The 17,204-nt window shown below is 64.8% G+C and carries 18 protein-coding genes; 6 read left to right on the top strand and 12 right to left on the bottom strand.

The features are described 5' to 3' along the window. Positions 1–100 precede the first annotated feature (100 nt). Genes glyQ through ACFPN5_RS15695 form a run of 5 tightly spaced genes read left to right on the top strand, consistent with a single transcriptional unit; the run spans position 101 to position 5,470 of the window. Positions 101–1,015: a glycine--tRNA ligase subunit alpha gene (glyQ, locus tag ACFPN5_RS15715; protein ID WP_379784699.1), complete on the top strand. Its 915-nt coding sequence runs from the start codon at positions 101–103 to the stop codon at positions 1,013–1,015. 26 nt (positions 1,016–1,041) lie between these two features. Then, positions 1,042–3,138, top strand: a complete 2,097-nt coding sequence (glyS, locus tag ACFPN5_RS15710) for a glycine--tRNA ligase subunit beta (protein WP_379784698.1) — start codon at positions 1,042–1,044, stop codon at positions 3,136–3,138. A gap of 7 nt (positions 3,139–3,145) precedes the next feature. Then, positions 3,146–3,715: a D-glycero-beta-D-manno-heptose 1,7-bisphosphate 7-phosphatase gene (gene gmhB, locus ACFPN5_RS15705; RefSeq protein ID WP_379784697.1), complete on the top strand. Its 570-nt coding sequence runs from the start codon at positions 3,146–3,148 to the stop codon at positions 3,713–3,715. A gap of 19 nt (positions 3,716–3,734) precedes the next feature. After that, positions 3,735–4,475 (top strand): lysophospholipid acyltransferase family protein, encoded by a 741-nt coding sequence (locus tag ACFPN5_RS15700; RefSeq protein WP_379784696.1) that lies wholly within the window; start codon positions 3,735–3,737, stop codon positions 4,473–4,475. Between the two features lie 44 nt (positions 4,476–4,519). Beyond that, positions 4,520–5,470, top strand: a complete 951-nt coding sequence (locus ACFPN5_RS15695; RefSeq protein ID WP_379784695.1) for a M48 family metallopeptidase — start codon at positions 4,520–4,522, stop codon at positions 5,468–5,470. 71 nt (positions 5,471–5,541) lie between these two features. Here ACFPN5_RS15695 and ACFPN5_RS15690 read toward each other — a convergent pair whose 3' ends face one another. From ACFPN5_RS15690 to ACFPN5_RS15660, 7 genes are all read right to left on the bottom strand, one after another. Next, positions 5,542–6,066 carry a YcxB family protein gene (locus tag ACFPN5_RS15690; RefSeq protein WP_379784694.1) on the bottom strand — a complete coding sequence of 175 codons (525 nt, stop codon included), beginning with the start codon at positions 6,064–6,066 and terminating at the stop codon, positions 5,542–5,544. A 92-nt stretch (positions 6,067–6,158) separates the two neighbouring features. Further along, positions 6,159–7,469 carry a lipid IV(A) 3-deoxy-D-manno-octulosonic acid transferase gene (gene waaA / locus ACFPN5_RS15685; protein WP_379784693.1) on the bottom strand — a complete coding sequence of 437 codons (1,311 nt, stop codon included), beginning with the start codon at positions 7,467–7,469 and terminating at the stop codon, positions 6,159–6,161. Continuing rightward, positions 7,466–8,458, bottom strand: coding sequence for a lipopolysaccharide heptosyltransferase I (waaC, locus tag ACFPN5_RS15680; RefSeq protein ID WP_379784692.1), 993 nt, complete (start codon positions 8,456–8,458; stop codon positions 7,466–7,468). Before waaC ends, waaA begins: the two co-directional genes overlap by 4 nt. Before the next feature lie 23 nt (positions 8,459–8,481). Then, positions 8,482–9,867 carry a phosphomannomutase/phosphoglucomutase gene (locus ACFPN5_RS15675; RefSeq protein WP_379784691.1) on the bottom strand — a complete coding sequence of 462 codons (1,386 nt, stop codon included), beginning with the start codon at positions 9,865–9,867 and terminating at the stop codon, positions 8,482–8,484. Between the two features lie 208 nt (positions 9,868–10,075). Beyond that, a complete protein-coding gene (locus tag ACFPN5_RS15670) occupies positions 10,076–10,387 on the bottom strand; it encodes an H-NS histone family protein (RefSeq protein ID WP_379784690.1) in 312 nt (103 codons plus the stop codon). Between the two features lie 63 nt (positions 10,388–10,450). Then, positions 10,451–11,563, bottom strand: coding sequence for an MraY family glycosyltransferase (locus ACFPN5_RS15665; RefSeq protein WP_379784689.1), 1,113 nt, complete (start codon positions 11,561–11,563; stop codon positions 10,451–10,453). Positions 11,564–11,933: 370 nt separating this feature from the next. After that, positions 11,934–12,212 (bottom strand): hypothetical protein, encoded by a 279-nt coding sequence (locus tag ACFPN5_RS15660; protein ID WP_379784688.1) that lies wholly within the window; start codon positions 12,210–12,212, stop codon positions 11,934–11,936. A gap of 137 nt (positions 12,213–12,349) precedes the next feature. Between ACFPN5_RS15660 and ACFPN5_RS15655 the strand changes: the two genes are divergently transcribed. Continuing rightward, a complete protein-coding gene (locus ACFPN5_RS15655; RefSeq protein WP_379784687.1) occupies positions 12,350–13,195 on the top strand; it encodes a symmetrical bis(5'-nucleosyl)-tetraphosphatase in 846 nt (281 codons plus the stop codon). Between the two features lie 9 nt (positions 13,196–13,204). Here ACFPN5_RS15655 and ACFPN5_RS15650 read toward each other — a convergent pair whose 3' ends face one another. The 5 genes from ACFPN5_RS15650 to ruvX are packed head-to-tail and all read right to left on the bottom strand — an operon-like array spanning position 13,205 to position 17,202. Next, positions 13,205–13,990: a lysophospholipid acyltransferase family protein gene (locus ACFPN5_RS15650; protein WP_379784686.1), complete on the bottom strand. Its 786-nt coding sequence runs from the start codon at positions 13,988–13,990 to the stop codon at positions 13,205–13,207. 49 nt (positions 13,991–14,039) lie between these two features. Then, on the bottom strand, positions 14,040–15,323 hold the full coding sequence (locus ACFPN5_RS15645; RefSeq protein WP_379784685.1) for a dihydroorotase: 1,284 nt from the start codon (positions 15,321–15,323) through the stop codon (positions 14,040–14,042). 11 nt (positions 15,324–15,334) lie between these two features. Continuing rightward, the gene (locus ACFPN5_RS15640; RefSeq protein WP_379784684.1) at positions 15,335–16,312 is read right to left on the bottom strand and encodes an aspartate carbamoyltransferase catalytic subunit; all 978 of its coding nucleotides are present in this window, start codon (positions 16,310–16,312) and stop codon (positions 15,335–15,337) included. Continuing rightward, entirely contained in the window at positions 16,293–16,823 is a 531-nt protein-coding gene (gene pyrR, locus ACFPN5_RS15635) for a bifunctional pyr operon transcriptional regulator/uracil phosphoribosyltransferase PyrR (protein ID WP_379784683.1), read from the bottom strand. Before pyrR ends, ACFPN5_RS15640 begins: the two co-directional genes overlap by 20 nt. Continuing rightward, positions 16,810–17,202, bottom strand: coding sequence for a Holliday junction resolvase RuvX (ruvX, locus tag ACFPN5_RS15630; RefSeq protein ID WP_379784682.1), 393 nt, complete (start codon positions 17,200–17,202; stop codon positions 16,810–16,812). Before ruvX ends, pyrR begins: the two co-directional genes overlap by 14 nt. Positions 17,203–17,204 lie beyond the last annotated feature (2 nt).

The following is a 17,204-nucleotide window of genomic DNA, read 5'->3' as shown; positions in this document are numbered from 1 at the left end:
TTCCAGTCCCAGAGGCTGGTTAAAACCCGCTAGAATTGGCCTTTATTAGCAAACCTGCAAACCTACAATGTTCGCGCCCCATGCGCGCGCCTGATCGACAATGCTCACATTCCAACAAATCATCCTGACCTTGCAGTCCTACTGGGACAAGCAAGGTTGCGCCCTGCTCCAGCCCTATGACATGGAAGTCGGCGCCGGCACCTTCCACACCGGCACCTTCCTGCGCGCGATCGGACCGGAGCCTTGGCGCGCCGCGTATGTGCAGCCTTCGCGCCGCCCGAAGGATGGCCGCTACGGCGAGAACCCGAACCGCCTGCAGCATTACTACCAGTACCAGGTGGTGCTGAAACCGGCCCCGGAAAACATCCTCGACCTCTACCTCGGCTCGCTCGAAGCCCTGGGACTGGACCTGAAGCAGAATGACGTGCGCTTCGTCGAGGATGACTGGGAAAGCCCGACCCTGGGTGCCTGGGGCCTCGGCTGGGAAGTCTGGCTGAACGGCATGGAAGTGACGCAGTTCACCTATTTCCAGCAGGTCGGCGGCCTCGATTGCAAGCCGGTGCTGGGCGAAATCACCTACGGCATCGAGCGCCTGGCGATGTACCTGCAGGGCGTGGAAAACGTCTATGACTTGGTCTGGACCGAGTGGGAAGAGAATGGCGAGAAGAAGAAGCTGTCCTACGGCGACGTCTTCCACCAGAACGAAGTCGAGCAGTCGACCTATAACTTCGAGCACGCTAACACCGAACTGCTGTTCGCCGCCTTTGCGAACCACGAATCGGAAGCCAAGCGCCTGATCGAGCTGGAACTGACCCTGCCGGCCTACGAGCAGATCATGAAGGCCTCGCACAGCTTCAACATGTTAGATGCCCGTGGCGCCATTTCGGTGACCGAACGCGCCGCCTACATTGGCCGCGTGCGCACGCTGTCGCGCCTGGTGGCCCAAGCGTATTACGACTCGCGCGAAAAGCTCGGCTTCCCGATGCTCGGCGCTCCTGCCAAAGCCGCCGCCTGAGCCCCCGTACGGACAAGAACAAGACCATGAATCAAACATTACTCGTCGAACTGCAGACCGAAGAACTCCCGCCAAAGGCGCTCGTCAAGCTGGGAGCGGCCTTCGCCGCCGGCATCGCCAACGGCCTGAAGGCGCGCGACTTCCTGGAAGCCGACAGCGTCGTCACCCCGTACGCCACGCCGCGCCGCCTGGCGGTCTCGATCACGAAGGTGCGTGCCACCTCGCCCGATAAATCGATCCGCGAAAAGGTGCTGCCGGTGACGGTCGCCCTGGACAAGGAAGGCAACCCGAGCGCGCCGCTCGCCAAGAAGCTGGCCGCGCTGGGCTTCCCCGACCTGAAGATCGCCGACCTCGAACGCGCCCAGGACGGCAAGGCCGAGAGCTTCTTCTACACGTATACCGCCCCCGGCAGCGCGCTCGCGGGTGGCTTGCAGGACGTGCTGGCCGATACGGTGGCCAAGCTGCCGATCCCGAAGGTCATGAGCTACCAGCGCCCGGACGGCGCCACCGTCGGCTTCGTGCGCCCGGTGCACCTGCTGGTCGCCCTGTTCGGCGAACAGGTTTTGCCGCTGACCCTGCTGGGCCTGGACGCCGGACGCCTGACTATGGGCCACCGCTTCCTGTCGCATGGCGGCAGCATCGCCATCACCCACGCCGATCATTACGCATCCATCCTCGAGAACGAGGGCAAGGTCATTGCCGGTGCCGAAGCGCGCAAGGAAAGCATCCGCACCCAGCTGCTGAAGAAAGCGGGCGCCGACCAGGTCCTGATGCCGGAATCGCTGCTGGACGAAGTAGCGGCCCTGGTCGAGTGGCCGGTGGTGTATGCATGCCATTTCGAGGAAGAATTCTTGGCCGTGCCGCAGGAATGCCTAATCCTCACCATGCAAACGAACCAGAAATACTTCGCGCTGACCGATGAACAGGGCAAGCTGCGTTCGCGCTTCCTGATCGTCTCGAACATCGCGACCGACGATCCCCAGCACATCGTCGGCGGCAACGAGCGCGTGGTCCGTCCGCGCCTGTCGGACGCCAAGTTCTTCTTCGAGCAGGACAAGAAGAAAACCCTGGAATCGCGCCTGCCGCAGCTCGCCAACGTCGTCTACCACAACAAGCTGGGCACCCAGGCCGAGCGCACCGAGCGCGTCACCCGTCTCGCCGGCGCGATCGCGCGCCGCCTGGACTATGACGTGGCGCTGGCCGAACGCGGCGCGCGCCTGGCCAAAGCCGACCTGCTGACCGATATGGTCGGCGAGTTCCCGGAGCTGCAAGGCATCATGGGCACGTATTACGCGCGCCATGATGGCGAGCAGGACGAAGTCGCCCTGGCCGCTTCCGAGCACTACCAGCCGCGCTTTGCCGGCGACAAGCTGCCGTCGACAAATACCGGCCTCGTGGTCGCCCTGGCCGACAAGCTGGAAACCCTGGTAGGCATCTGGGCGATCGGCCTGCAGCCGACCGGCGAAAAGGACCCGTTCGCGCTGCGCCGCCACGCCCTGGGCGTGATGCGCATGCTGGTCGAGAAGCGCCTGCCACTCGGCATCTCGGATCTGCTGGCCGATGCTGCCGCCGTCTTCGAAGGCCAGGCAGCATTCAAGGACCCGCGCGAGGAAGTCGCTGCCTTCATGCTGGATCGCCTGCGCGGCACGCTGCGCGAGCGCGGCTTCACGCCGAACGAAGTCGAAGCGGTACTGGCCCAGAATCCGGACCGCGTCGACGACGTGGTCCAGCGCCTGGAAGCGGTGCAAGCCTTTGCCGCCCTGCCGGAGTCCGCATCGCTGGCCGCGGCCAACAAGCGCATCACCAACATCCTGAAGAAGAACGAGGCCGCCATGCCGCAGGATGCCTCGATCAAGGCCGAACTGCTGGTCGAACCGGCCGAGGCCAGCCTTGCCGCGAAGATGAAGCTGCTCGAGTCCGACGTCACCGGCGCATTCGCTGAAGGCGACTTCACCGGCGCCCTGAAAACGCTGGCCCTGATGCGCGACGAAGTCGACGCCTTCTTCAACGACGTGATGGTGATGGCCGAGGACGAGGCGCTGCGCAACAACCGCCTGGCCCTGCTGTCATCCCTGCACGGCATGATGAACCGCGTCGCCGACATCTCGAAGCTGGCGGCGTAAGCGCATCATGAAGCTGATCATCCTCGACCGCGACGGGGTCATCAACCATGACTCGCCGGACTTCATCAAGAGCCCGGCGGAGTGGATTCCGATTCCCGGTTCGCTCGAGGCGATCGCGCGCCTGAACCAGGCCGGCTACCGCGTCATCATCGCCTCGAACCAGTCGGGCATCGCGCGCGAACTGTTCGACATGCCGACCCTGAACGCGATCCACCAGAAGATGCACGGCCTGGCCCAGCAAGTCGGCGCCGACATCGACGCCGTCTTCTTTTGCCCGCATGCGGCGAGCGACAACTGCGACTGCAGGAAGCCCAAGGCCGGCATGTTCGAGGAGATCAGCAAGCGCTTCAAGGTCAGCCTGAAGGGCGTGCCGACGGTCGGCGACTCGCTGCGCGACCTGCAGGCCGGCTTTGTCAAAGGCTGCCTGCCCTACCTGGTCCTGACCGGCAAGGGCGAAAAAACCCACGAAACCGGGGGCCTGCCGCCCGGCACCCAGGTCTTTCCCGACCTGGCCGCGATGGTCACCGCGCTGCTGAAAGCGGCGCCCCGGCCGCAAGCCCAGCCCCAGCCCAACTGAAGTCGAAAGAGAGCCTTTTTTGCGTAACGTCGTCCCGTTCCTGCGTTCCCTCCTGTTTGCCATCGTGATGCTGGTGGCCACCGTGGTCTGGGCCTGCGTCTGCTTCCTCGCCGCACCGCTGCCGTACAACAAGCGCTTCTGGGTGACCTCGCGCTGGAACGTCTTCATCATCTGGGCCGCCAAGGTCATTTGCGGCATCCGCTACCAGTTCAAGGGCTATGACAACCTGCCCGACGCACCGGCCATCGTCCTGGCGAAGCACCAGTCGGCCTGGGAAACCATCTTCCTGCTGCCGAGCCTGACGCGCCCGCTGGTCTATGTCTTCAAGAAGGAAATCCTCTACATCCCGTTCTTCGGCTGGGGCATGGCGCTGCTGCGCATGATCCCGATCGACCGCAAGGAAGGCAAGAACGCGTTCGCGCACGTCGTCAGGCACGGCAAGCGGCGCCTCGCCGATGGCCAGTGGATCATCATGTTCCCGGAGGGGACGCGCATCCCGGTGGGGCAAAAAGGCAAATACAAAAGCGGCGGTGCGCGCCTGGCTGTCGAAACCCAAGCCGTGGTCGTGCCGATCGCGCATAATTCAGGCGAATGCTGGCCCAAGAATTCGTTCATCAAGCGTCCCGGTCTCGTGACCGTCTCGATTGGTAAACCGATATCGCCGCAACACCACACTCCCGAGAGTCTGATGCAAGAGGTCGAAAATTGGATAGAATCAGAAATGCGCGTCATTTCGCCCCACGTCTACACCGGTGGCTGAACGAAGTTGGCGCGCTGATCAAAGCACCTCCACCTCAGCACGCCATGAATTTCCCCAAGTCCGACGGGCCGCGGCTCGATCCGCAGCTCGACCTGTTCAAACAAGATGCAAGCGCGCCCGACCCGTTCGAACGGGTCCTGGGTGCGCCCCTGATGGCGCAGCCCGCGCGGCCGCTGCCGCCACCGCCGCAACCGCTGTTCAAGGCGCCCCCCAGCCCGCCCCGCATTACCCTGCCCTCCCCGCCGCGTACCGCGGACGATCCACCGCTGCGCCGCATCGTGCTGGGCCACTACGCGGTCGACTATGAACTGAAACGCTCGTCGCGGCGCTCGATCGGCTTCATGATCGACGACGACGGCCTGCACGTGACGGCGCCGCGCCGCGCGAATCTCCCCGACATCGACAATGCGATCCGCGCCAAGCAGCGCTGGATCCTGACCAAGCTGCAGGAACGCGGCGAGCGCCGCGCCAGGCGCGCCGAGCGCGCCCCTCTATGCTGGGAAGACGGCGCGCGCCTGCCCTACATGGGCGGCGAGATCACCTTGCGCTTGCAGCAGGCGCCGCGCAGCCACTGCGCGTTCGACCCCGAGACGCGCGAGCTGCAGGTGGGGGTGACGCCCGGGCTGTCGGAGTGGCAGCTCAAGGAGCGCGTCAAGCTCTGGTTCCAGGCCGAAGCCAAGCGCCTGTTCGTCGAGCGGCTGGATTTGTTCGCGCCGCGGCTGGATGTGCAGTACCGTTCACTGACGCTGTCGTCGGCGGGCACGCGCTGGGGTTCGTGCACGGTGGCCGGGAACATCCGCCTGAACTGGCGCCTGATCCACTACGCGCCGGCGCTGATCGACTACGTCGTCGTGCACGAACTGGCGCACCTGCGCGAGATGAACCACAGCCCGCGTTTCTGGGCGGTGGTCGGTACGGTGTTCGCGGATTACGACGGCGCGCGCCTCGAGCTGCGGCGGCGGTCGCACGAGATGCCGGTGTTGTTTACGGATTGATAAATTGAGCGTTGCGAAATGAGCGTCTGCGCTCGCGCGGTTTGAACGCGTGAGCGGGAGACCCGCCCACCCTACCTCAACACATTATCCCGCCGCGCCTGCGCCAGCATGCGCATTGCGCCCTGCTGCGTGTCGTTCAGGCAGCGGAACGGGATCGGCAAGGTGCCGCGTTTGAGCACCATCATGAAACCGCGAGAATAAGTGCGCACGGCGGTGACATCGGCCCAGCCGATGAGGGTCACGCCACCGCTGGTGCGGACGATGCCGTGTTTGTCGATGGTGAATTCGTAGGTGCGGCGCCCGCGCCCGAGCATCACGAAATGCAGGGCCGCGCTCAGGGTGCTTTTCAGGCGCAGATAAAGGCTGGCCGGCTGGCGGATATGGCGGCGCCGGATCAGGTAACCGCCGTGCTGCCACATGAAGGCGATGTACTCCGGCAGGGTATAACGCACGAAGAAATGCAGGTCGCCCAAAGGGAGGCTGGCCTGGGCGGCCGCCAGCGGCACCGGGCTGGTACCATCGGCAGTACCGTCAACGGCAGCACCGTAAAAACCGTCGCCTGCACCGTCCGTGCCCTGGTGCACCATCATGGCCATGGGTTTTCCGCTGCTGGCCGGTCCCGGGTTATTTAACGACGACATACGCGCCCCCTTCTTCTACCGTGCTCAAAAAGCAATGGTATCAAAACCTAATGAATTTCTTGTTGCAGGAGTTCAACAGTGCGCAGGGTCGCCCCGCGATGGCGCTGCGCAAATGCGGCTGCCCGCGCGCCCATTGCCGCGCGTTCGGCGGCGTTGTGCAGCAGTGCCACCGCCTGCGCCAGCAAGGCGTCGGCATCCGGCACGCGCACGGCGCCGCCCGCGGCCACGGCTTCCTCGGTCGCATCCAGGAAATTGAAGGTGTGGGGACCGACCAGCACCGGCTTTCCGAGGGCGCAGGCCTCGATCAGGTTCTGCCCGCCCAGGGGCAGCAGGCTGCCGCCGATGAAAGCGCAATCGCAGGCCGCGTAGTAGGCGAACATTTCGCCCATCGAGTCGCCGAGGAGGACTTCCGCCCTGGCGTCCGCCTTTGCGTCCGCTTCGGCCGCGTCATCCGCCATGCGCGAACGCCGTGCCAGCGACAGGCCGCGCGCGCGCACCATCTGCTCGACCTCGTCGAAGCGCTGCGGATGGCGCGGCACCAGCACCAGCAGCATGTCTCGTGGGCGCTGGGCCGGGTCCAGGCGCGTCCAGGCGTCGAGGATCAGCGCCTCCTCGCCTTCGCGCGTGCTGGCGCACAGCAACACCGGACGCGGGCCCGCAGGGGTGTCCAGGCGCGCGCGCAGCCAGGCGCCGAGTTCCAGCGCCGCCGGCGGCGGCACCACGTCGAACTTGATGCTGCCGGTAACCAGCACCTTCAGGGCGCCCAGCGAGCGGATGCGCGCCGCGTCAGCCTCGGTCTGCGCCGCCACGACCGTGATCGCGCGGGCCGCCTCCGACATCATGCGACCGAAACGCTGGCCGCGGCGCAGCGAGCGCTCGGACAGGCGGGCGTTCACCAGGGCCACCGGCACCCCTTGCGTGGCGCAGCCCTGGACCAGGTTCGGCCAGACTTCGGTCTCCATCAGGATGCAGATGCGTGGCGCGAAATGGCGCAGGAAGCGCCGCACCATGAAGCCGGTGTCGTAGGGCAGGAAAGACTGCACTACACGTTCTCCGTGGTGCGCGAACAGCGCGCGCCCGGTGGCGCGGCCGGTCGGCGTCATGTGGGTGAGCAAAACACGGCTGTCGGGCCAGGCCGCCAGCAGTGCTTCGACCAGGGGCTCTGCCGCGCGCGTTTCGCCGACGGACACGGCATGCACCATGAAGGTCGTCCGCGGAGCGGGCCGTGTTCCATAAAAGCCAAGGCGCTCGCCCCATTGCATGCGGTAGCCGGGCTCCTTGCGGCCGCGCCACCAGAGGCGCACCAGCACCAGCGGCAGCGCCAGCCACCACAGGATCGAGTACAGCGTGCGGTTCATTGATCGTCCAACTGAGGGCCCAGCAGGCGGCGCGCGGCGGCGATCACCTCGCTTGCCTGCGGCGGCGCGCCCTTGTCGCCGAGATTGACGATGCGCGGCGACCAGTTGCCCTCGGTCTTCCACTTCGGCGAATCGGCGTAGATCTCCACCGTCGGGCGATAGAAGGCGGCGGCGATGTGCGTCAGGCCCGTGTCGACGCCGACCGCGAGCGCGGCCTGCTGCGCCAGCGTGACCGCATCCATCATCGACAGCTTCGGCAGCACTGTGGCATTGGGCATGCGGGCGGCGAGCGCTTCGGCTTCCAATCTCTCCCCTTCCGAACCCCAGGGCAGCAGCACCGGCATGGGTGCGAGCGCCTGCGCGGTGGCGACCCAGTTATCCGCCGACCACTTCTTGGCGTCGCGCGCGGTGCCGTGGAAGAAGACGGCATAGTCCTCGCGCGGCAGCCAGTCGGGCCGGTTGGCGGCCTCTGGTGGGGGCAGCCCGAAGTCAGGCGGCGTATCGACCGCGTAACCGAGTGCGGCGCCCGCCACCATGCGCCCGCGCGCTACCGCGTGGGTGCGCGGGTCGAGCGGGATGCTCTCGGTATGGAAGAAGCGCGACGCGCCCTCATAGCCCGAGCCTTCGCTGCCGTTGGCCAGGCCCACCTTGCGCCCGCCACGGCAAACGCGGGCGGCGCCCATGATGATCCCGGTTTTCAGCAGGCCCTGGGTGTCGAATACGAGGTCGTATTCTTCCTCGCGCAGGGTGCGCCAGAAACCCTTGATCTCGGCGCGGTTTTCCGGCTTGCCGAGCCCCTTGCGCCAGCGACGCAGGGCGAACGGGATGATTTTCCGCACGTGCGGGTTCAGGCGCACGAGGCTGACATAGCCTTCCTCCACCACCCAGTCGATCGTCGCGTTCGGATGGTGGCGCAGGATGTCGGCCACCATCGGCAGGTTATGCAGCACGTCGCCCAGCGACGACACCCGCACCAGCAGGATCTTCACCTGAATCTCTCTCCCGAATCGCTTCAGAACGGCAGCTTGGCGTCTGCCCTGGCGGCCAGGATCACGCTGCGGAACTCGTCCTGGATGCGCGCCAGCGCTTCCGGCGTCTCGCCTTCGAAACGCAGCACCACCACCGGCGTCGTGTTCGACGAGCGCGCGAGGCCAAAGCCGTCCGGGTACTCGACGCGCAGGCCGTCAATGTCGTTGATCTTTTCCGAGGTCGGGAAGGTGGCGTCCGTGCGCAGCTTGTCGATCAGGGCCACGTTCTCGCCTTCCTGCAGGTGCAGGTGCAGTTCGGGGGTGCTGATCGCCATCGGCAGCGCGTTCAGGACGGCCGATGGGTCATCGAAGCGGGTCATCAGTTCGAGCATGCGCGCGCCCGCATACAGGCCGTCGTCGAAGCCGTACCAGCGGTCCTTGAAGAAGACGTGGCCGCTCATTTCGCCACCCAGCGGGGCGCCGGTTTCGCGCAGCTTGGCTTTCACCAGCGAGTGGCCGGTCTTGTACATCAGCGGGCGTCCGCCGTGCTGTTCGATGTACGGCGCCAGGTGGCGCGTGCATTTCACGTCGTACAGGATCTCGGCGCCCGGGTTACGCGACAACACATCGGCCGCGAACAGCATCATCTGGCGGTCCGGATAAATGATGTGGCCATCCTTGGTGACGATGCCGAGGCGGTCGCCGTCGCCATCGAAGGCCAGGCCGAGCTCGGCGTCGGTGGTCTGCAGCGCGCGGATCAGGTCCTGCAGGTTTTCCGGGTGCGCCGGGTCCGGGTGGTGGTTCGGGAAGTGGCCGTCCACTTCGCAGAACAACTCGACGACTTCGCAGCCCATGCCGCGGTACAGGTCGCCCGCGAAGGCGCCGGCCACGCCGTTGCCGCAGTCGACCGCGATCTTGATCGGGCGCGCCACCTTGACGTCGCCGATGATGCGCTCGAGGTAGGCGGCGCGGATGTCGTGCGTGGAGTACGAATCAGGTGCGGCCGCATCGCTGCCGTCGTTCGCCAGGATGTCCTCATACAGTCCGGTAATGGCAACGCCATGGATCGCTTCGCCGGCCAGCACCATCTTGAAGCCGTTGTAGTCGGGCGGGTTGTGGCTGCCCGTGACCATGATGCCCGAGTGCGTGCCGTCCAGCACATTCGTGGCGAAATACACCATTGGGGTGGCGACCATGCCGAGGTCGATGACGTCGACGCCGGCCGATTGCAGGCCCTCGGCCAGGGCGGCGGTCAGCTCCGGGCCCGAAAGACGGCCGTCACGGCCGATCACGACCTTGCGCTCTCCCTTGGCCAGCGCTGCCCGGCCAAATGCCTGGCCAATGCTGCGCGCCACGCCCGCATCGAGCGTGCTGTCGATCACGCCACGGATGTCATAAGCCTTGAAGATCGTTTTTGAGAGAGCAACCATGTTCTACCTTGAAGAGTCAGGCGCCGACCAGCTGCACGCCTGCAGGAACAGGCTAGCTGCGCAGGACAGCTGCGGGCGCCACATATTAGTGGGATGACAAAACAGGGAGTATTGTAGCGGCTAGCGCGGCCATTGGGGAAACCCATGGCCGGCGCGTGCGCTGCTGCCCGGCGAACGCCGGACGAGGCGAGATCAGGAATTCAAGAAGTTAAACGCGAAGCTTATCTAACGATTTGCCGCCTTCAACCCATTCCTTGACCCATTTTGGCTGGCGGCCGCGGCCGGTCCATTGTTGCGACGAATTGTCCGGGTGACGATAACGCACGGCGACCGTACCGGTTTTCGTACCACGCGCCGGAGTATTGATCAGGTCTTTCAGCGGAACGCCCACTTTTTGCGCGATGGCCAGGATCTGCTCGCGCGCCTGCTGCACTTCCTGGTGCTCACGCTGCTTCATTTCCTGCTTGATTTGCTCCTGCAGATTGCGCAAATCGCCAACCGACATATTTGACAGATCCATCTTCGTTCCTCGAGTGTTGGGTTAATCCAATTCAGGTGAAATCTCACCAAATGTCGCAATATACTACATTGGCAATTTATTGCCAGTCTTCTTGCGTAAAATGAGCCATCTGGGCGACTTGAATCGAACGATACGTGCATACAGCCAGACGTAACTGATTACAAACAACAAACAGAATACTATCAAGACCATTGTATTTTGCCAGAACAATGTCGCAGGAATGACTGCCATGAGTGAAAACAACCACAAATAAGGCGAGGTCCGCGCATTTCGCTTCAGCAGTGCACGCGCCTCTTTTGTACCAACAGTCCACTTCACGATACGCCTGAAAATAAGACTGTGCAAGTGAATACCGTCGGGTACCGCGGGTGATTTTCCACGCACAAACATACGACGGTAAACGGAAAAAATGGTTTCGAATGCGGGGTATATCAACAAGAGTGCGGCATACCAGGTCGACACCTCGGGATTGCGCATTACCAGCAACAAGGCCAGTTCGCCGAGCATGAATCCGATAAAGTAGGCGCCGCCATCGCCGAGGAAAATCAGCCCTACCGGATAATTCCAGACCAGGAAGCCCGCGGTCGCGCCTGCAACCGTCAGGGCCGTAATGAGCACGAACATGTCGTCCACCTGCAACGCCACATAAGCGAGCGAGAGCAGCATGCAAATCGTCACCATGCTCGCCAGTCCATTGAAGCCGTCGATAATATTGACCGCATTGGCGATGCCCGCGACCGCCAATACCGTCAGGGGCAGCGCCAGCCAGTTCGAGGTCCGCATTTCGAGGCCGAACGGCAGGTCGATGCGGCCGATCTTCGCATCGAGCAGCAGCCAGGCGAGCATGGCCCCTGCCATCGTCAGCAGCAGCCTGCGCGAGGGCCGCACGGCGCCGGTATAGTCTTCGAACAGGCCGCCGATAAACGCGACAAAGGCGCAGACAAGCAGCTGCGCCAGGAAATGCAACAGGGCCGGCTCGCGCCAGACCGAGACCGCGGCCGTCAGCGCCACCGACAGGTAGATCGGCAGGCCGCCGATACGCGCCACCAGGTGGGTATGGGCGCGCTGCACGCCGCGAAAATCGCTGTCGAGTGCAGACCCATGCAATTTCGCCTGCTTGATGACAAGCAGGGTCAGCAAAGCGGAACAGGCGAAGCTGACGAGGAACGAGAACATGGATACCCTGCGGCGGCAGTTTTACAGATTCAGGTTACAGCGCAAGTTACAGCGAAAACTACAGCGCAAGTTACAGCGCACAGGTTCTTCGGCGCTGCATTGCGTCAGCGGCGGCATCATTAATCGGGCGTCCTGTAAGAACGCATTCCATTCTAACCGGATAAGCGCCCTCATCCCGCGTGCCACGGTTTATCGTGTGGCGTGTCCATGCGATTGCGCAAAATCCGCTGTCATTGCCATGCCGGAAAGAAAATGACCTTAAATGCATTGGATTCCGGGGGCGCCAAACCTTTTTGCATGCCCACCGAAGGCAGGGGCACGCTTGTTTCAGTCTCCAGGCAGGCAATGGAACAGCTACTGTCCGTATCCGCTATATCGCATAAGCCGCAGGCAGCGCATCGATATAAGCGATACCGAAAGCGGCCTCGACAGTCGCCAGCATTTCAATTGCAGGGCTTTCACTCGCAGCGCCGGACTGCCATGCCGCTGGCACCAATGCATTTGACCCGGCAATGACGATCCAATGCGTGGCGGCTAATGCGCACACATCCGACCGCTTCGCAGATGCGAGCGGCTGGCCGCTTTCTGCATTCGAAAGGCGCGAGATGCCGCGGCATTTCCGCGATTGCCCTGATGGGACAGGATTCATTCGCCTGCGTCGAGCCGATTCGACGTTCCGCTAGCCCGTCCGCTCCATACCGTCCGCCTTCAAAATCATTTAGTATGCCCCCAAAGGCAAGAACAATCACCGCGCTGCATGCTTGCTGCGGCCCTGAAAAAGAAACGATGAAAACTTATGTCATAGGCGACCTGCAGGGTTGCGCCCACGAGGCCGAGGCCCTGCTCGAGAATATCGCCGAAGATGCAAAGGGCGATGCGCGCATCCTGTTCGTCGGCGACCTGATCAATCGTGGCCCGGAGTCGCTCATGGCGCTGCGCCGCATGAAGGCGCTGTCGGAAACGAGCGGCGGGCGGGTCGAGGCGCTGCTCGGCAACCACGACCTGCACCTGCTGGCGGTGGCCGTCGGCGCCCAGCGCGCCAGCAAATCGGACACCCTCGACGAGATCCTCGCCGCCCCGGACCGCGACGAGCTGATCGGCTGGCTGCGCCAGCGCCCGCTCGCCATATTCGTCGACGCCCACCTGTGCGTGCACGCCGGCGTGCCGCCGCAGTGGGATGCGGCGCAGGCGATGGCGCTGGCCGGCGAGGTCGAGGACATGTTGCGCAGTGACGGCTGGATCGATTTCCTGGCGCAAATGTATGGCAACGAGCCCGACCGCTGGGACGACGCCCTGACCGGCATCCCGCGCCTGCGCTGCATCGTCAATGCGCTCACGCGCATGCGGCTGTGCCTGCCGGACGGCACGATGGACTTCGCGCACAAGGAAAGCGAAAGCGGTCCGATCGGCTCCGGCCTCCTGCCGTGGTTCGACCTGCCCGGACGGCGCACGCTCGATGTCACGGTGGTGTTCGGCCACTGGTCGGCGCTGGGCCTGATCCTGCGCCCCAACCTGATCGGCCTGGACAGCGGCTGCGTCTGGGGCGGCAAGCTGACCGCCGTCTGCCTGGACGACCGCAAGCTGCTGCAGGTCGATTGTCCGGAGTACCGGCCGCACAGCGGCAAGCAGTAGAAAAAGGCCTTACTGCCCGATGGCGGCAGCCGCGACCGGCGCAGCATCGATGGATCTGGCCGCCGGCGCCAGCGCGCTGCCAATCGCGTCATGCGCGGCCTGCGCCAGCTCGCGCCGATGCGCGCCGCTGCCCTCGAGCGGCGCCAGGCAGGCCAGGCGCGCCTCCACCTGCGGCCCCGTCAGGATCTTGACGATGCTTCCCGCGAAGGTGATGTCGCCGACGTAGTCCACGCCCGCATGCCAGGCCCCCTGGGCGTCGAGGTAGGCCAGCGCGCAGGGCTGCACCGCCACCCGGGCGTCGATCGCCGCCTCGAACAGGTTGGCGTGAAAGGGCAACACCTCGCCCTGCCGGGCGACGGTCCCCTCCGGGAAGAAGGCTATCCGTTCGCCCTCCTGCAATACCGACACCAGCCCCTTGAAAATATGGCGCAGCTCGCGCCGGTTGCCGCGCGCGATGAACACGGTGCCGGCGGCCCGCGCCAGCCAGCCGAGCACGGGCCAGGACCGGATTTCGGCCTTGGCGACGAAGCGGCACGGGTACAGCGAATTGATGACGAAAATGTCGAGCCAGGAGATGTGGTTCGAAACGAACACGGCGTGCTCGAGCGGCGGCGCACCGGGGGCGCTTTCCACCCGCACGTTGCAGATGGCGAGCAGACGGCGCGACCAGCGCCGGGTGGCCGCGTCGCGCAGCGGGCGCCCGGCCCACGGGAAGACCAGCGCGCAGGTCGCCAGCCCGGCAAGCAGGTGAACGGTCACGCGCGCAAGGCGCCAGGCGAGGCGGAGACGGGTCATGATGAACAAGAGAGATCAGCCGCACGTGTGCGGCTGATTGCTTTCACTATTATCGGCGCTGCCAGGCAACGCGCCCGCCCACGACCGTGGCCTGCACCTGCCCGGTCAGTTCGTAGCCAAGGAAAGGCGAGTGCTTGCCCTGGCTGGCCAGCGCCGCGCCGTTGACGAGCCAGCGCAGGTTCGGATCGAACAGCACGACATCGGCCGCGGCCCCCACGGTCAACTGGCCGGCGGGCAGGCCGGCGGTGCGCGCCGCATCAAACGTGATCTTGGCCAGCGCGCGCGGCAATGCGTCGGCCACATGCTGACCTTCGGCCCATTTCAGCATCAGCGACAGCAGCAGCTCGAGGCCCGTGGCGCCTGGCGAGGCTTCGGCGAAGGGCAGCAGCTTTTCGTCGTCGTCGACCGGGGTGTGGTCCGAGCAGACGGCGTCGATGGTGCCGTCGAGCAGGCCTGATGTGATCGCGTCACGGTCGCGGCCGCTACGCAGCGGCGGCGTCAGGCGCGCGTTCGAGTCGAAAAAGCCGATGTCGGCGTCGGTCATGTGCAGGTGGTGCACGCCGACGTCGCAGGTGACCGGCAAGCCTTCCTTTTTCGCCGCGCGCACCAGCTCGAGGCCAGCGGCGGACGAGATGCGGCACAGGTGCACGCGCGCGCCGGTCGAGCGCACCAGCTCAAAGATCGTGTGCAGGGCGATCGTTTCGGCCATGACCGGCACGCCGGAGAGGCCCAGGCGCGAGGCCAGCGGCCCGCTGTGGGCCACGCCGCCGCGGCCGATGTGCGGGTCCTGGGGGCGCAGCCAGACCGTATAGCCGAAGGTTTTCGCGTACTGCAACGCGCGCAGCAGGACGTTGGTGTCGAGGATCGGCACCTCGGCCTGGGCGAAGCCGATGCAGCCGGCTTCCGTCAGCTCGGCCATCTCGGTCAGCGCCTGGCCCTTCAGGCCCATCGTCAGCGCGCCCAGCGGGTGCACGTTGGCCAGGTTCAGGCTGCGCGCGCGGTGTTTCAGCATCTGCACCAGGCCCGGCTCGTCCAGCACCGGGTCGGTATCGGGCGGGCAGACGAGCGTCGTGACACCACCGCGCATCGCCGCCTGCATTTCCGACTCCAGCGTCGCCTTGTATTCGTAGCCCGGTTCGCGCAGGCGCGCCGAGAGGTCGACCAGGCCCGGCGCGACCACCAGCCCGGTGGCGTCGAGCGTTTGATCGGCCGTGAATTCCGTAGGCGCCGTGCCGACTGCCGCAACCTTGCCGTCCGCGATAAACAGGTCCGTCACTGCATCGATGCCGTTCGCCGGGTCGATCAGGCGCCCGTTCTTGATATGTAGTTTCATCCGTGCAAAGTTCAAACCCTGCCTCCCGCCAAAATACTCATCACTGCCATGCGCACTGCAATACCAAAGGTCACCTGGGGCAGGATCACCGCCTGCCTGCCGTCGGCCACCGCCGAGTCGATCTCGACGCCGCGGTTCATCGGCCCCGGGTGCATTACGATGGCATCCGGTTTCGCCAGCGCCAGGCGCTCGGGCGTCAAGCCATAGCTCTTGAAATACTCCTGGGCCGAGGGCAGCAGTGCGCCCGACATGCGCTCGTTCTGCAGGCGCAGCATGATGATGACGTCGACGTCCTTCAGGCCTTCGTCCATGTTGTTGAATACGCGTACGCCCATGTGTTCGAGGCCGCTCGGCAGCAACGTCTGCGGGCCGATCGCGCGCACTTCCGGCACGCCAAGGGTCGTCAGCGCATGGATGTCCGAGCGCGCCACGCGGCTGTGCAGGATGTCGCCGACGATGGCCACGCGCAGGTTCGTGAAATCCTGCTTGTAGTGGCGGATCGTGTACATGTCGAGCAGGCCCTGGGTCGGGTGCGCATGGCGCCCGTCGCCGGCGTTGACGACGTGGATGTCCTTCTGCCCGCTTTCATTCAAGTGCTTGGCGATCAGGTAGGGCGCGCCTGACTGCGCATGGCGCACCACGAACATGTCGGCGTGCATGGCCGCCAGGTTGTCGATCGTGTCGAGCAGCGACTCGCCCTTGGTCGTCGACGAGGCCTGGATGTTCAGGTTGATGACGTCGGCCGACAGGCGCTTGGCGGCGATCTCGAAGGTGGTGCGGGTGCGGGTGCTGTTCTCGAAAAACAGGTTGAACACGCTTTTGCCGCGCATCAGCGGCACCTTCTTGACTTCGCGGTCGGAGATGCCGGCGAAGCTCGATGCCGTGTCGAGGATGTGGTTGATGATCGACTTGGGCAGGCCTTCGATGGTGAGCAGGTGCTGCAGCTCGCCATTTTTGTTCAGTTGCGGGTTATTTTGCAGAATCGGCATTGTCTTCTTCGATCGTGAGCGTGAGTTGTCCTGTCTCGCTGCGCGCCAGCGCCAGCTGTTGATGGCGTTCGAGCGTGGTGCGCACGCCGACGAAATCCGGCGCCACCGGCAGTTCGCGCCCGCCGCGGTCGGCCAGCGCCGCCAGCCGGATGCAGGCCGGGCGGCCATAGTCGAACAGCACGTTGATGGCCGCGCGCGTGGTGCGTCCCGTATGGAGCACGTCGTCGACCAGCAGGATCGTGGCGCCATCGACGTTGAAGCCGATGTGGGTCGGTTTGACGTCCGGGTGCAGGCCCTTCTTCGCGTAGTCGTCGCGGTAGAACGAGACGTCGATGAAACCGAGGCGCCCTTTCAGGTCGAGGTCGGTGGCCAGGCGTTCGGCCAGCCAGGCGCCGCCCGAATGGATGCCGACGATGGCGGCATCGGGCACGTCGGCAAAAGCGGCGCGCACCTGTTCGAGCAGGACGCGGTACAGCGCCTCGGCATCGAAGTCGTGATTAGTTGTTGGCATGGTCGTCAAAGTACTGTTGCAAAATGATGGCGGCGGCCTTGGCGTCGATGATCTCGCCGCGCCGGGAGGAAATCACGGCCGACGAGTAGCGCTCGTCGACCAGCTCGACCGGCAGGTTGAAGCGACCGTTCAGTTGGTTGGCGAAGCGGCGCGCACGCAGCGTCATCTCGTGCTCGGCGCCGTCGGGATGGAGCGGCTCGCCGACGACCAGGCGCGCGGGGCGCCAGTGTTCGATCAGCTCGCCGATGGTCTTGAAGCGGGTGGCGTTGTCGATGGCGCTCACCACGGTGAGGGGCTGCGCCTGCGCGGTGAGCGTATTGCCCATCGCGATGCCGATACGCTTGATGCCGAAGTCGAATCCAAAAACGATATCAACCATTG

The organism is Massilia niabensis (genome assembly GCF_042655085.1).
Lineage (GTDB): Bacteria > Pseudomonadota > Gammaproteobacteria > Burkholderiales > Burkholderiaceae_D > Telluria > Telluria niabensis.
This window is presented reverse-complemented; position numbering and strand designations above follow the sequence as displayed.

Bases quoted from the DNA above. Each gene is read 5' to 3' on its own strand.
- glyQ (WP_379784699.1), top strand. From the start codon at position 101: ATGCTCACATTCCAACAAATCATCCTGACCTTGCAGTCCTACTGGGAC.
- glyS (WP_379784698.1), top strand. From the start codon at position 1,042: ATGAATCAAACATTACTCGTCGAACTGCAGACCGAAGAACTCCCGCCA.
- gmhB (WP_379784697.1), top strand. From the start codon at position 3,146: ATGAAGCTGATCATCCTCGACCGCGACGGGGTCATCAACCATGACTCG.
- ACFPN5_RS15695 (WP_379784695.1), top strand. From the start codon at position 4,520: ATGAATTTCCCCAAGTCCGACGGGCCGCGGCTCGATCCGCAGCTCGAC.
- ACFPN5_RS15690 (WP_379784694.1), bottom strand. From the start codon at position 6,066: ATGGCCATGATGGTGCACCAGGGCACGGACGGTGCAGGCGACGGTTTT.
- waaA (WP_379784693.1), bottom strand. From the start codon at position 7,469: ATGAACCGCACGCTGTACTCGATCCTGTGGTGGCTGGCGCTGCCGCTG.
- ACFPN5_RS15675 (WP_379784691.1), bottom strand. From the start codon at position 9,867: ATGGTTGCTCTCTCAAAAACGATCTTCAAGGCTTATGACATCCGTGGC.
- ACFPN5_RS15670 (WP_379784690.1), bottom strand. From the start codon at position 10,387: ATGGATCTGTCAAATATGTCGGTTGGCGATTTGCGCAATCTGCAGGAG.
- ACFPN5_RS15665 (WP_379784689.1), bottom strand. From the start codon at position 11,563: ATGTTCTCGTTCCTCGTCAGCTTCGCCTGTTCCGCTTTGCTGACCCTG.
- ACFPN5_RS15660 (WP_379784688.1), bottom strand. From the start codon at position 12,212: ATGAATCCTGTCCCATCAGGGCAATCGCGGAAATGCCGCGGCATCTCG.
- ACFPN5_RS15655 (WP_379784687.1), top strand. From the start codon at position 12,350: ATGAAAACTTATGTCATAGGCGACCTGCAGGGTTGCGCCCACGAGGCC.
- ACFPN5_RS15650 (WP_379784686.1), bottom strand. From the start codon at position 13,990: ATGACCCGTCTCCGCCTCGCCTGGCGCCTTGCGCGCGTGACCGTTCAC.
- ACFPN5_RS15645 (WP_379784685.1), bottom strand. From the start codon at position 15,323: ATGAAACTACATATCAAGAACGGGCGCCTGATCGACCCGGCGAACGGC.
- ACFPN5_RS15640 (WP_379784684.1), bottom strand. From the start codon at position 16,312: ATGCCGATTCTGCAAAATAACCCGCAACTGAACAAAAATGGCGAGCTG.
- pyrR (WP_379784683.1), bottom strand. From the start codon at position 16,823: ATGCCAACAACTAATCACGACTTCGATGCCGAGGCGCTGTACCGCGTC.
- ruvX (WP_379784682.1), bottom strand. From the start codon at position 17,202: ATGGTTGATATCGTTTTTGGATTCGACTTCGGCATCAAGCGTATCGGC.